Source organism: Variovorax paradoxus B4 (genome assembly GCF_000463015.1).
GTDB classification, from domain to species: domain Bacteria; phylum Pseudomonadota; class Gammaproteobacteria; order Burkholderiales; family Burkholderiaceae_C; genus Variovorax; species Variovorax paradoxus_E.
The window spans coordinates 4,413,799-4,426,750 of sequence record NC_022247.1 but is presented as its reverse complement, the minus strand read 5'-3'; the positions used below and the strand labels follow the sequence as shown (position 1 = coordinate 4,426,750).

Here is a 12,952-nt window from a genome sequence, read left to right as displayed (position 1 = left end):
CCGGAGCAGGAGTCCACATGCAACGTCGTTTCACACTCAAGGCGCTCACCGCCGCCGTCGCCCTGGCCAGCATTTCCGCTGCGCCTGCCTTTGCCGCCGACACCATCAAGGTCGGCGTGCTGCACTCGCTGTCGGGCACGATGGCCATCTCGGAAACCGTGTTGAAAGACACCGTGCTGATGGCCATCGACGACATCAACAAGAAGGGCGGCGTGCTGGGCAAGCAGCTCGAGCCCGTGGTGGTCGACCCGGCTTCCAACTGGCCGCTGTTCGCTGAAAAAACCAAGCAGCTGCTTGGCCAGGACAAGGTCTCGGTGATCTTCGGCTGCTGGACCTCGGTGTCGCGCAAGTCGGTGCTGCCGGTGGTCGAGGAAATGAACGGCCTGCTGTTCTACCCTGTTCAGTACGAAGGCGAAGAACTCTCCAAGAACGTGTTCTACACCGGCGCGGCGCCCAACCAGCAGGCCATTCCGGCGGTCGACTACCTGATGAGCAAGGAAGGCGGCGGCGCCAAGCGCTGGGTGCTGCTGGGCACCGACTACGTCTACCCCCGCACCACCAACAAGATCCTGCGCGCCTACCTCAAGAGCAAGGGCGTGAAGGACACCGACATCGACGAGAAGTACACCCCCTTCGGTCACAGCGACTACCAGACCATCGTCGCCGACATCAAGAAGTTCTCGGCCGGCGGCAAGACGGCAGTTGTTTCGACCATCAACGGCGACTCGAACGTGCCGTTCTACAAGGAACTCGGCAACGCCGGCCTCAAGGCCAAGGACGTGCCGGTGGTGGCCTTCTCGGTCGGCGAGGAAGAACTGCGCGGCGTGGACACCAAGCCGCTGGTGGGCCACCTCGCTGCATGGAACTACTTCATGTCGATCAAGAACCCGACCAACACGGCGTTCATCAAGCAGTGGAGCGACTACGCCAAGGCCAAGAACATCGCCGGCCACAAGGACAAGCCGCTCACCAACGACCCGATGGAAGCCACCTGGATCGGCATCCACATGTGGAAGCAGGCCGTGGAGAAGGCCAAGAGCACCGACACCGACAAGGTGATCGCGGCGATGGCCGGCCAGACCTTCACGGCCCCCTCGGGCATCGTGTCGAAGATGGACGAGAAGAACCATCACCTGCACAAGAGCGTGTTCATCGGCGAGATCAAGGCCGACGGCCAGTTCAGCGTGGTGTGGAAGACGCCGGGCCCGGTCAAGGCCAAGCCGTGGAGCCCGTACATCGAAGGCAACGACAAGAAGCCGGATCAGCCGGCCGGCAAGTCGCTGTAACTGGCTCATCGCCAAGCCCCTTCTCTTGCTCCCTCTCCCCCCGGGGAGAGGGGGCAACACGAAACTCACGATGCTTCGACGACCCCTTCACTGTGCACTCGCCGCCATGCTGCTCATGGCATCGGCCGTCCACGCGCTGACCGCCGACGAAGCCCGCGCCATCGCCTCCGGCGAATCCGAAGCGCGCATCACCGCGCTCAACAAGGCCGTGCTCACGGCCGACGACAAGACCGCCGCCTTCATCCAGGCCATGTCCGAGGACGCGGTCAAGTACACCGAAGACAAGGTCTTCGTGATGAAGGACGACAAGGGCTACGACCCGGTGACCGGCGCCGAGCTGAAGGTGCCCGACACGGCCGAGGACGTAGTCAACAACAACCTCATGCGCGGCGCGCTCGACGCCGCGCAGGCCGCGCTCAAGCTCACGAGCAAGGACGACGCGGTGCGCGCCGAAGCCGCGCAGGCGCTCTTCAAGGAGCCCGACGAATCGCGCGTTCCAATGGTCGAGAAGGCGCTGGCCGCCGAGACCAACCCCGGCATCAAGGCGCAGCTCCAGCTGGTGCGCGCCGCCAGCATGCTCACCAGCGCCGACAAGGCCAGGCGCCTTGCCGCGGCCAAGGAACTCGGCGCCAACAGCAGCCCCGACACCAAGCTGCTGCTCAACCAGCGCCTTGCCGACGAGACCGAGGCGGACGTCAAGGCTGCCATCGTCGCTTCCATTGCCAGCATCGATGGTTCGCTGGTGTGGGGCGACCGCATCAACGCGGTGTTCAGCGGCATCAGCCTGGGCTCGGTGCTGCTGCTCGCCGCGCTGGGCCTGGCCATCACCTACGGGCTGATGGGCGTCATCAACATGGCGCACGGCGAGCTGATGATGATCGGCGCCTACGCCACCTACGTGATGCAGGGCATCTTCCAGCGCTACATGCCCGAGGCGGCCTTCGGCTGGTACCTGGTTGCGGCGATTCCGGTGGCGTTCCTGAGTTCCGCGCTGGTGGGCGCGGTGCTCGAGCGCGGCGTGATCCGCTTCCTTTACGGCCGGCCGCTCGAGACGCTGCTCGCCACCTGGGGCATCAGCCTGATGCTGCAGCAGCTCGTGCGTTCGCTGTTCGGCGCGCAGAACGTCGGCGTGGAAAACCCCGGCTGGATGAGCGGCGGCTTCACCATGCTGAGCAACGTCACGCTGCCGTGGAACCGCATCTGCATCATCATCTTTGCCGTGCTGGTGCTGCTTGCGATGGGCTGGCTCATCGGCCGCACGCGCCTGGGCCTCTTCGTGCGCGGCGTCACGCAGAACCGCCCGATCGCATCCTGCATGGGCGTGAACACCGCGCGCATCGACACCTACGCCTTCGCGCTCGGCTCCGGCATTGCCGGCCTCGCGGGCTGTGCGCTGAGCCAGATCGGCAACGTCGGGCCCGACCTGGGACAGAGCTACATCGTCGACAGCTTCATGGTGGTCGTGATGGGCGGCGTGGGCCAGCTCGCGGGCACGGTGTATGCGGCCATGGGCCTGGGCATTCTCAACAAGTTCATCGAAGGCTGGGCGGGCGCGGTGCTCGCGAAGATCGCGGTGCTCGTTTTCATCATCATCTTCATTCAAAAGAGACCTCAAGGCATCTTCGCGATGAAGGGCCGGAGCGCAGAAGCATGAGCAAGGTTGTGTTGCCAACCAAAGGTCCGCTCTTGAGCGGCAAGGGCTGGACAGCCTTCTTCATCACGTTGATCGTCGTTTGCGCCGTGGCGCCGGTGCTCAACATGGTGGTGCCGGCCGGCAGCCCGCTGCACATGAGCGACTACGCAGTGGCGCTGGTCGGCAAGATCATGTGCTACGCGATCTGCGCGCTGGCCATGGACCTGATCTGGGGCTACACCGGCATCCTCTCGCTGGGCCACGGCCTGTTCTTTGCGCTCGGCGGCTACATGATGGGCATGTACCTGATGCGCCAGATCGGCCGCGACGGCAACTACAAGAGCGACCTGCCGGACTTCATGGTGTTCCTCGACTGGAAGACGCTGCCCTGGCACTGGACCTTCAGCGACAGCTTCATCGCCACGCTGGTGCTGATCGTCGCGGTGCCGGGCCTGATTGCCTTCGTGTTCGGCTTCTTCGCGTTCCGCTCGCGCATCAAGGGCGTGTACTTCTCGATCATCACGCAGGCCATGACCTTCGCCGCGATGCTGCTGTTCTTCCGCAACGAGACCGGCTTCGGCGGCAACAACGGCTTCACCGACTTCAAGCGCATCCTGGGCATTCCGATCGCCACGCAGGAAATGCGCATGACGCTTTTCGCGCTCACGGGCCTCACGCTGCTGGGCTTCTTCCTGTTTGCCAGGTGGCTCATCGCAAGCAAGTTCGGCCGCGTGCTGCAGGCCATCCGCGACGCCGAAACGCGCGTGATGTTCTCGGGCTACAACCCGCTGCCCTACAAGCTCACGATCTGGGTCATCTCGGCCATCATGTGCGGCGTGGCCGGTGCGCTGTATGTGCCGCAGGTCGGCATCATCAACCCGGGCGAGATGAGCGCGGCCAACTCCATCGAGATCGCGATCTGGGCCGCGGTGGGCGGACGCGCCACGCTCATCGGCCCGATCATCGGCGCCTTCATCGTCAACGGCGCGAAGAGCTGGCTGACGGTGGCGTACCCCGAGTACTGGCTGTACTTCCTGGGTGCCTTGTTCATTGCTGTCACGTTGTTCCTGCCGAACGGCATCGTGGGCCTGGTGCGCAAGTGGCTGTCGAGGGAGAAGGCGCCGGCCGGCGTGAGCGCCGGCCGCGAAGAAGCACAGCGCGCCATGGCCGCCGCGCAAGGCGTGGAGCCGGAGGCGCTGCACGCGCCGCTGGTGGCCGAAGTGAAGGGAGCGCGCGCATGAGCCGCCGGGCCGCTCCCAAGGCGAATACCGCAGCGCGAAGCGCGGAGGTTTCTGAATGACGCCCGACCTGATGGAAGCCGGCGCCGAGCGCGCCGCCCGCGCCAAGGGCATGCACTACGTGAGCGGCAGCACCGAATCTGGCGGCCGTTCCGCGGACTTCGGCCGCATTGCAACGCCGGGCGAAGTGGACGTGACGCACGGCCGCATCCTCTACCTCGAGGACGTGAGCGTGAGCTTCGACGGCTTCAAGGCCATCAACAAGCTGTCGCTCGACATTGCGCCGGGCGAACTGCGCTGCATCATCGGCCCGAACGGCGCGGGCAAGACGACGATGATGGACATCATCACCGGCAAGACGCGGCCCGACGAGGGCACGGTGTTCTTCGGCAGCACCATCGACCTGCTGCGCCATCGCGAGGCCGACATCGCGCAGCTGGGCATCGGGCGCAAGTTCCAGAAGCCGACGGTGTTCGAGCATCTCACGGTGTTCGAGAACCTCGAGCTCGCGCTCAAGACCAACAAGGGCGTTCGCGCGTCGATGCTGTTCAGGCTCGACTCGGCGCAGAGCGACCGGCTCGCCGAAGTGCTGGAGACCATTCACCTGGCCGGCAGCGTGTCGCGCCTGGCCGGCAACCTGAGCCATGGCCAGAAGCAGTGGCTCGAGATCGGCATGCTGCTGATGCAGGACCCGAAGCTGCTGCTGCTCGACGAGCCCGTGGCCGGCATGACCGACGAGGAAACCGCCCGCACGGCAGAGCTGTTCCTCACGCTCAAGGGCAAGCACTCGCTGATGGTGGTGGAGCACGACATGAGCTTCATCCGCACCATTTCCGAGATCGTCACCGTGCTGTGCGACGGGTCTGTGCTGGCGCAGGGCACGCTGGACGAAGTGCAGGCCGACGAGCGCGTGATCGAGGTCTATCTTGGCCGCTGAGGAATCGATTTCATGCTGACAGTCAAAAACATCCACCAGTACTACGGCGGCTCCCACATCCTGCGAGACGTGAGCTTCGAGGCCACGCTCGGCAAGGTCACGGTGCTGCTGGGCCGCAACGGCGTAGGCAAGACCACGCTGCTCAAGTCGCTCATGGGCCTGGTTCCCATCAAGAGCGGCAGCATCGAGCTCGAAGGCAAGCCGATCCACAAGGCCACGCCCTATGAAAGAGCGAGGGCCGGCATCGGCTTCGTCCCCCAGGGCCGCGAGATCTTCGCCAGGCTCACGGTCGAGGAAAACCTGCGCATGGGCCTGGCCTACAAGAGCGGCAGCACGCCCATCCCGTCGGAACTGTTCGATCTGTTCCCCGTGCTCAAGCAGATGATCAACAGGAGAGGCGGCGACCTCTCCGGCGGCCAGCAGCAACAGCTCGCCATCGCCCGCGCCCTGGCGCCCAAGCCCAAGCTCCTGATCCTCGACGAGCCCACCGAAGGCATCCAGCCCAGCATCATCAAGGACATCGGCCGCGTCATCCGCATGCTGGCCGACCGCGGCGACATGGCCATCGTGCTGTGCGAGCAGTACTACGACTTTGCCCAGGAACTGGCCGACGACTACCTCGTGATGGAGCGCGGCGAGGTCATTGCGCGCGGCCTTGGCAAGGACATGGAAGCGCAGGGCGTGCGCCAGCTCGTCGCGATCTGACAACGGGCCGGCCGGCATGCCGGTATCAGCCACAGCATGGCCGTATCGGCAGAAATTCAGGGTTTACCCTAAAATTGGGCTTCTGCCCGCTGCCGCCGGGCACCCTCCCAGGAGCCTGGCCTTGAACGCCTCCCCACCCGCGCTGGACAGCGCGGACACCGACATTTCCGCTGTTTCCCCCTCCGCACGGCCCGTCAACTTCCTGCGCGCCGTGCTCGCGCTCGGCGTCGGCGGCTTCGCCATCGGCACCGGTGAGTTCGTCATCATGGGCCTCTTGCCCGAAGTGGCCAAAGACATCGACGTCAGCATTCCGCAAGCCGGCCACGTCATCAGCGCCTATGCGCTCGGCGTGGTCATCGGCGCCCCGGTGCTCGCGGTGCTGGCGGCCGGCTGGCGCCGCCGCGCGCTGCTGATCGCGCTCATGGCCGTGTTTGCCGCCGGCAACTTCGCGAGCGCGATGGCGCCGGGCTACATGTCGCTCAACCTGCTGCGCTTTGCGACCGGGCTGCCGCACGGCACCTACTTCGGCGTTGCCGCGCTCGTGGCGGCCACGCTCGCGCCACCCGGGCGCCGCGCACGCGCCGTGGGCCTCGTGATGCTGGGGCTCACCGGCGCCACGCTGGTGGGCGTGCCGATTGCGGCATGGCTCGGCCAGCTGTTCGGCTGGCGCGCCGCCTTCGTGTTCGTCGGCCTCATCGCGCTGGTGGCCGTGGCGCTGCTGCGCCGCGACATCCCCGACCTGGCCCCGCCCGCGGGTGCCAGCCCCTGGCGCGAACTTGGCGCGCTCAGGCGCAAGCAGGTGTGGTTCACGCTCGGCATCGGCGCCATCGGCTTCGGCGGCATGTTCTCGGTGTTCAGCTACATCAAGCCCACGCTCATCGAAGTGGCCGGCCTGCCGCTGGGCGGCGTGCCTTTCGTGCTCGCGCTGTTCGGCCTGGGCATGGTCACAGGCAACCTCGTCGGCTCGCGCCTGGCCGACAAGTCGCTCATGCGCACCATCGGCGGCCTGCTCGTCTATGCGGCGCTGGTGCTTGCAATGTTCTCGTTCGCGGCGCACCACGTGGTCACCGCGGCAATCAACGTGTTTCTCATCGGCACCACCGTGGCCATCGGCCCGGCGCTGCAGATCCGCCTGATGGACGTGGCCGGCGATGCGCAGACGCTCGCCGCGGCGCTCAATCACTCGGCCTTCAACATGGCCAATGCGCTGGGCGCCTGGCTCGGCGGCGTGGCCATTGCCGCCGGGCTGGGCTGGACCTCGACCGGGTGGGTCGGTGCGCTGCTCGCGCTCGCAGGCGTGGGTGTGTTCGCCTGGGCGCTGACGAGTGCACGGGCGGGTGCACGGGCCGACGCGCGGCCGAACGACAAGGTGGCCTGCGAGGGCTCCGCCGGCTAGCCGGGCCTTCTTCAGGCTTGCGCGGCCAGCGCCTGGTAGAGCTTCAGCGCCGTGCGCGCCGTCTGCTCATCGCAGATCAGCACCGACAGCAGCCTGGCCCGCAGCACCGCCGCAATGATCGGCGCCTTGTTCTCGCCGCCCGAGGCAACGATCACCGTTGGAATGCGTGCCAGCTCCTCGAGCGACGGCGCGACCACGCGCTGGTTCAGCGCATGCTTCACCGGCTTGCCGTGGCGGTCGAGGAACTGGCCGATGATGTCGCCCACCGCCTTGGCCTGCCGCAGCTCGGCCACCGGCACGTCCTTCGGCAGGCCGTAGCGCACCAGCAGCGAGCGCGTGCTCAGGTCACCCACGCTCAGCAGCGCGACGTCGTTGGCCGCGATCTGGCCGAACGCTTCCTTGAAGACATCCTGCGAAACGATGGTGTCGCGCGATTTGGCGCTGCCCGCATACAGGGGCGCCGCCAGGTAGCTGCATTGCGCGCCCAGGCGCGCGGCCAGTGCGCTGGCCGTTTCGAAGGTGTTGATCTCCAGGCCGCGCGTCAGGCCGCCCATCATCGAGTTCACGTGCACCTCGGGCCATTGGCCGGATGCGACGTGGCGTATGGCCTCGCGCAAGGTGGCGCCCCAGCCCACGCCCACGCCGCGCACGCGGTTCGTCTCGATGTGCTTCGAAAGATATTCGCCGGCCGTGCGTCCCAGCAGCACGGGGATGAGATCGGGGCTTTCCGGCGTCGGAATGATCGTTGCCTCGCGCAGGCCGCAGACGCTGCGCAGTTCTTCTTCCAGCCGCAGGCAGCTCTCGTGGCGCGAGTTGATCTTGATGCTGACCAGCCCACTCTCGCGCGCCTCGCCCAGCAGGCGGTTCACGCGCAGCCGCGTCAGGCCGAGCTTCGTGGCGATGCCGTCCTGCGTCAGGCCCTCCATGTAGTAGAGCCAGGCCACGCGCACCGCCACCTGATCTTCCTCAGCCATCCGAATTCTCCGTGGTTGTCGTCGTCGATTCTGCGGCCGCGATGGTGGCACGAGTGCGCCGGACTACGGGTAGTCACGTGGTTGAAACAAATGTCTTTCAAACTATACACTTGTTCATCGACCGGAAAACGGCGTCCAGATTGCAGGAGACATGAGCGATTCGACATCCCCGCTGAGGGCCGCGCTGCGCGATGCGGTGGTCACGAAAGAAGTCGTCATCGAGCACGCCGCGGTGCGCTCGCTGCCTGGCGTGCTGCAGCGCTGCGCGCCAGGCCGGCGCTGGATGCTGGTGGCCGACGAGAACACCTGGGATGCGGTGGGCGCGTCGGCGCAGGCCCTGCTCGAATCGCAGGGCGTGTCCTGCGCGGCGCCGCTGGTCTTTCCTGCGAAGCCTCGCCTGAAGCCGCGCGTGCAGCGCTCGGCGGCCATCGCGCAGCAGCTTTCCGCGCAGGCGGCCACGCCCCTCGCGGTGGGCTCGGGCGTCGTGAGCGACCTGGTCAAGCATGCAGCCTCGCTCGCCGGCAGGCCTTATGTGTGCCTTGCAACCGCCGCCTCCATGGATGGCTACGCGGCCTCCGGCGCCGCGCTGCTGGGCGAAGACGGCTTCAAGCGCACGCTCGCATGCCCACCTCCGGTGGCGGTGCTGGCCGACCTCGACGTGCTGCGCGCCGCGCCGGCGCGCATGACGGCCTGGGGCTACGGCGATCTGGCCGGCAAGGCCGTGGCCGGCGCCGACTGGCTGCTGGCCGATGCGCTCGGCGTGGAGCCCATCAACCCGCGTCCCTATGCCCTGGTGCAAGACCATCTCGGCGATTGGCTCGGCGCGCCGCAGCGCCTGGCGGTGCATGAACCGCAGGCGCTGGCCGGCTTGCTGGCCGGCTTGCTGGTCAGCGGCTTCGCCATGCAGGCCCATGGCAACTCGCGTCCGGCGAGCGGCAGCGACCACCAGTTCTCGCACCTGTGGGAAATGGAGAACCTGCAGGTCGATGGCGAACCCGCGGCGCATGGCGCCTGCGTGGGCGTCGGCTGCGTGGCCATGCTGGCGATGTACGAATGGCTTCTTGCGCAGCCCGCCGCCGTAATCGCGGCTGCCGCGTCGCAGGCGCATGACGGCCAGGACGAGGCCGCGCTGTCGCGCGAGATCGAGGCCGCCTTCGGCAACGAAGAATTCAGGGCCGCCGCGCGCGACGAGATGAATGCGAAGGCCGCACTCGGCAGCCGCCGCGCACGCCTCGAGCAGCTGGTGCGCGCCTGGCCCGCCCTGCGCGCACAGCTGAAGCGCCAGCTGATCGGTGCGCGCGACATGCAGCAGCGCCTGGCCACCGTCGGCGGCGCGAGCCATCCCGGTGAGCTCGGCATCGCCGCCGCCAGGTTTGCCGCCGACCACCGCCGCGCACGCCTCATCCGGCGCCGCTACACGCTGCTCGACCTGCTCGACGACCTGGGCTGGCTCGACCGGGCGATCACCGAGCAGTTCGCTCCCGGCGGCTTCTGGGCCGCCTGAACGCAAGCACACACCGGCATCGACACACACCCCACAGGAGAACGCGATGAACATCCAACGACGCAGCACGCTGGCCATGCTGGCCCTTTCATCCACGCTCTGGCTCGCGAGCGCCACGCCCGCCGCCGCGCAGCCGGTGCAGGTGCAGTGGTGGCATGCCATGGGCGGGGCGCTCGGCGAGCGGGTGGAAGAGCTGGTGAAGAACTTCAACAGCTCGCAGAACAAGTACGCCGTGACCGCCGTCTACAAGGGCAACTACGACGAGGTCATCAACGGCACCATCGCCGCCTACCGCGCCAAGCGTGCGCCGGCGCTCGTGCAGATCTACGAACGCGGCTTCATGACCATGCTGTTGTCCGATGCGACCATGCCGGTGCAGGACCTGCTCGACCAGCGCGGCTTCAAGGTCGACTGGGCCGATTTCGTGAAGCCGGTGGCCGGCTTCTACAGCTACAAGGGCAAGCTGATGACGATGCCCTTCAATTCGTCCTCGCCCATCCTCTGGTACAACAAGGCGCACTTCGAGAAGGCCGGCTTCGCCAAGCCTGCCGAGACCTGGCAGGAGCTGGAGAAGCAGCTCTATGCCATCAAGCAGAAGGGCATTTCGGCCTGCGGCTCGGTGCTCGCGGGCGACTACCACTGGAGCCTGCTCGAGAACTACAGCGCCATCAACGACCTTCCCTATGCCACCAAGGCCAACGGCTACCAGGGGCTGGACACCGAGTTCGTCTACAACAACACGTCGGTCGTCTCGCAGGTCGCACGCATCAAGAAATGGATCGACGACGACGTGATGCAGATCGCTGGCCAGGGCCTGAGCCCCGAGCAGCTCTTCACCTCGGGCAAGTGCTCCACCTACTTTGCCTCGACCGCCGCGCACAGCGGCATCGAGCGTGAATCCAAGATCGACTGGAGCGCCACCTACCTGCCGTGGGAAGAAGGCAAGCAGCCGAAGAACAGCACCATCGGCGGTGCGTCGCTGTGGGTGATGAAGGGCCAGAAGCCCGCCGAGTACGAGGCCGTGGCCGCCTTCCTCGACTACCTGGCCAAGCCCGAGACGCAGTTCTGGTGGGTCAAGGCCACGGGCTACGTGCCGCTGACCAACAAGGCCTACGAGCTGGCCAGGTCGCAGGGCTACTACAAGGACCATGCAACGCGCGAGATCGCGATCCTGCAGCTCACGCGCGGCACGCCCACGGCCAATTCCACCGGCTTTCACTTCGGCAACTTCACGCAGACCATGATGGCGCAGCGCGACGAGTTCCAGAACGTGGTGGCCGGCAAGAAGACGCCGCAAGTGGCCATGGACGATGCCGTCAAGCGCGGCAACGAGATCCTGCGGCAGTACGAGAAGCTCAACAAGGGCCGCTACTGAGCGGGCTGGGACCCGGTGGCAGGCAGCATCCATGGCAGCAGCAATCGAATCGGGCCTGAAGCGCGCGCACTTCAAGGACGTGCGCCTGCCCGTGCTGCTGCTGTTGCCGCAGCTCGCGATCCTGCTGTTCTTCTTTTTCATCCCGTCGTTCCGGGCGCTGGGGCAGGCTTTCTTCCTGTCCGATCCGTTCGGCAACACGGTGCACTTCGTCGGCTTCGACAACTTCGCGCAGCTGCTGCAAAGCGACACGTACCACGAGTCGGTCCAGGTCACGGTGGTGTTCACCATCCTGCAGAACCTGCTGACCATCGCGGTGGCGCTGGTGCTGGCCTTTGCGAGTGACCGGGTGATCCGCGGCCGCGGCATCTACAAGGCGATCATCCTGCTGCCCTATGCCATTGCGCCGGTCATTGCGGGCATCCTGTGGGCCTTTCTGTTCAACCCGGCGGTGGGTCCGCTGGCGCAGGTGCTGCATGCGCTCGGCCTCGCGTGGGACCCGAACCGCGTGGGCTCGGACGCGATGATCCTGGTGATTTTGGCCGCCTCGTGGAAGCATGTGTGCTACGACTACATCTTTCTGCTCGCCGGCCTGCTGGCGGTTCCTTCCTCGCTGATGGAGGCGGCGGCGGTCGACGGCGCAGGGCCGCTTCGGCGCTTCTTCACCATCGGGCTGCCGCTGCTCATGCCCACGATGTTCTTCCTGGCCGTGATGAACTTCGTCTACGGCTTCTTCGAGATCTTTGCCATCGTCGATGCGGTCACGCAGGGCGGACCGGCCGGTGCGACCAACGTGCTGGTGTTCAAGGTGTACGTCGACGGGTTCATCAACCTCGACCTCGGCTCGTCGGCAGCGCAGTCGGTCATCCTGATGATCTTCGCGCTGCTGATGACGCTGCTGCAGTTCCGCTACGTGGAGCGGCGCGTGAGCTACGACGTATGACGCACGGCCCCAAGGATTCATCGCATGGTTGAACGCGCTCCCGTTCTCGACGGCATCTGCCACGCCATTCTGCTGGTGGGAGTGGCCTTCGTCTGCGTGCCGCTCTACCTGGCCTTCGTCGCGGGCTCGCTCACCATTGCCGAGGTGCAGCAGGTGCCGCTGCCGTGGCTGCCCGGCGACCAGTTCGTGCAGAACCTGCGCACCGCGTGGACGCAGGCCAACTTCGGCCGGCTGTTCTTCAATTCGTTCATCGTGGCGGCGGGCATCACCGTGGGCAAGATCGCGGTGTCCCTGCTGTCGGCCTTTGCCATCACGTACTTCCGCTTCCGCTTTCGCATGACGGCGTTCTGGCTCATCTTCGTGTCGCTGATGCTGCCCATCGAAGTGCGCATTTCGCCTACCTACGAATCGGTGGCGAATGCGGCGCTGCCGCTGCAGTGGGTGGTGGAGGCGCTGCACCTTTCGTCGGCATGGAACGCCATCACGGGCCACACCATCGATATCCAGCTCCAGTGGAACATGGTCGACACCTACCCGGGCCTCATCCTGCCGCTGATCGCCTCGGCCTCGGCCACCTTCCTGTTCCGCCAGTTCTTTCTCACAGTGCCCGACGAGCTGTGCGAGGCGTCCCGGCTCGACGGCGCCTCGCCGATGCAGTTCTTCTGGTCGATCCTGCTGCCGCTGTCGCGCTCCAACATTGCGGCGCTGGCGATCATTCTTTTCCTGTACGGTTGGAACCAGTATCTCTGGCCGCTGCTCTTCACCACCGACAAGGACATGGCCACCGCGGTGATCGGCCTCAAGCACCTGATACCGCGCGCCGATTCGCAGCCGGCATGGAACGTGGCGATGAGCGCCGCGCTCCTCACGATGCTGCCGCCCATCGTCGTGGTGGTGGCGCTCCAGCGTTCGTTCGTCAAGGGGCTGGTGGACAGCAGCAAATGAGGCAAGGGACTTTGCAGCA

11 protein-coding genes are annotated in these 12,952 nt (G+C 66.2%); 10 read left to right on the top strand and 1 reads right to left on the bottom strand.

Features of this window, described 5'->3' with window-relative positions; genetic code table 11:
• Positions 1-17 precede the first annotated feature (17 nt).
• From urtA to VAPA_RS20525, 6 genes are all read left to right on the top strand, one after another.
• A complete protein-coding gene (gene urtA, locus VAPA_RS20550; RefSeq protein ID WP_021008688.1) occupies positions 18-1,286 on the top strand; it encodes an urea ABC transporter substrate-binding protein in 1,269 nt (422 codons plus the stop codon).
• Between the two features lie 106 nt (positions 1,287-1,392).
• On the top strand, positions 1,393-2,940 hold the full coding sequence (urtB, locus tag VAPA_RS20545) for an urea ABC transporter permease subunit UrtB (RefSeq protein WP_041946178.1): 1,548 nt from the start codon (positions 1,393-1,395) through the stop codon (positions 2,938-2,940).
• Positions 2,937-4,160: an urea ABC transporter permease subunit UrtC gene (urtC, locus tag VAPA_RS20540; RefSeq protein ID WP_021008686.1), complete on the top strand. Its 1,224-nt coding sequence runs from the start codon at positions 2,937-2,939 to the stop codon at positions 4,158-4,160. Before urtB ends, urtC begins: the two co-directional genes overlap by 4 nt.
• A gap of 55 nt (positions 4,161-4,215) precedes the next feature.
• The gene (gene urtD / locus VAPA_RS20535) at positions 4,216-5,094 is read left to right on the top strand and encodes an urea ABC transporter ATP-binding protein UrtD (protein WP_021008685.1); all 879 of its coding nucleotides are present in this window, start codon (positions 4,216-4,218) and stop codon (positions 5,092-5,094) included.
• A gap of 12 nt (positions 5,095-5,106) precedes the next feature.
• Positions 5,107-5,799, top strand: coding sequence for an urea ABC transporter ATP-binding subunit UrtE (urtE, locus tag VAPA_RS20530; protein WP_021008684.1), 693 nt, complete (start codon positions 5,107-5,109; stop codon positions 5,797-5,799).
• 121 nt (positions 5,800-5,920) lie between these two features.
• Positions 5,921-7,195, top strand: coding sequence for an MFS transporter (locus VAPA_RS20525; protein ID WP_021008683.1), 1,275 nt, complete (start codon positions 5,921-5,923; stop codon positions 7,193-7,195).
• Between the two features lie 11 nt (positions 7,196-7,206).
• Here the strand turns inward: VAPA_RS20525 and VAPA_RS20520 are convergent, their stop codons facing one another.
• Positions 7,207-8,169 carry a sugar-binding transcriptional regulator gene (locus tag VAPA_RS20520; RefSeq protein ID WP_021008682.1) on the bottom strand — a complete coding sequence of 321 codons (963 nt, stop codon included), beginning with the start codon at positions 8,167-8,169 and terminating at the stop codon, positions 7,207-7,209.
• Between the two features lie 151 nt (positions 8,170-8,320).
• Between VAPA_RS20520 and VAPA_RS20515 the strand changes: the two genes are divergently transcribed.
• The 4 genes from VAPA_RS20515 to VAPA_RS20500 are packed head-to-tail and all read left to right on the top strand — an operon-like array spanning position 8,321 to position 12,933.
• A complete protein-coding gene (locus tag VAPA_RS20515; RefSeq protein WP_021008681.1) occupies positions 8,321-9,673 on the top strand; it encodes an iron-containing alcohol dehydrogenase in 1,353 nt (450 codons plus the stop codon).
• A gap of 46 nt (positions 9,674-9,719) precedes the next feature.
• On the top strand, positions 9,720-11,048 hold the full coding sequence (locus VAPA_RS20510; RefSeq protein WP_021008680.1) for an extracellular solute-binding protein: 1,329 nt from the start codon (positions 9,720-9,722) through the stop codon (positions 11,046-11,048).
• 31 nt (positions 11,049-11,079) lie between these two features.
• Positions 11,080-11,988, top strand: coding sequence for an ABC transporter permease subunit (locus tag VAPA_RS20505; RefSeq protein ID WP_021008679.1), 909 nt, complete (start codon positions 11,080-11,082; stop codon positions 11,986-11,988).
• Between the two features lie 24 nt (positions 11,989-12,012).
• On the top strand, positions 12,013-12,933 hold the full coding sequence (locus VAPA_RS20500) for an ABC transporter permease subunit (RefSeq protein WP_021008678.1): 921 nt from the start codon (positions 12,013-12,015) through the stop codon (positions 12,931-12,933).
• Positions 12,934-12,952 lie beyond the last annotated feature (19 nt).

Excerpts from the sequence above, each read along its gene's own strand:
- urtA (WP_021008688.1), top strand. The coding sequence starts at position 18 with ATGCAACGTCGTTTCACACTCAAGGCGCTCACCGCCGCCGTCGCCCTG.
- VAPA_RS20520 (WP_021008682.1), bottom strand. The coding sequence starts at position 8,169 with ATGGCTGAGGAAGATCAGGTGGCGGTGCGCGTGGCCTGGCTCTACTAC.
- urtD (WP_021008685.1), top strand. The coding sequence starts at position 4,216 with ATGACGCCCGACCTGATGGAAGCCGGCGCCGAGCGCGCCGCCCGCGCC.
- VAPA_RS20515 (WP_021008681.1), top strand. The coding sequence starts at position 8,321 with ATGAGCGATTCGACATCCCCGCTGAGGGCCGCGCTGCGCGATGCGGTG.
- VAPA_RS20510 (WP_021008680.1), top strand. The coding sequence starts at position 9,720 with ATGAACATCCAACGACGCAGCACGCTGGCCATGCTGGCCCTTTCATCC.
- urtB (WP_041946178.1), top strand. The coding sequence starts at position 1,393 with ATGCTGCTCATGGCATCGGCCGTCCACGCGCTGACCGCCGACGAAGCC.
- urtC (WP_021008686.1), top strand. The coding sequence starts at position 2,937 with ATGAGCAAGGTTGTGTTGCCAACCAAAGGTCCGCTCTTGAGCGGCAAG.
- urtE (WP_021008684.1), top strand. The coding sequence starts at position 5,107 with ATGCTGACAGTCAAAAACATCCACCAGTACTACGGCGGCTCCCACATC.
- VAPA_RS20505 (WP_021008679.1), top strand. The coding sequence starts at position 11,080 with ATGGCAGCAGCAATCGAATCGGGCCTGAAGCGCGCGCACTTCAAGGAC.
- VAPA_RS20500 (WP_021008678.1), top strand. The coding sequence starts at position 12,013 with ATGGTTGAACGCGCTCCCGTTCTCGACGGCATCTGCCACGCCATTCTG.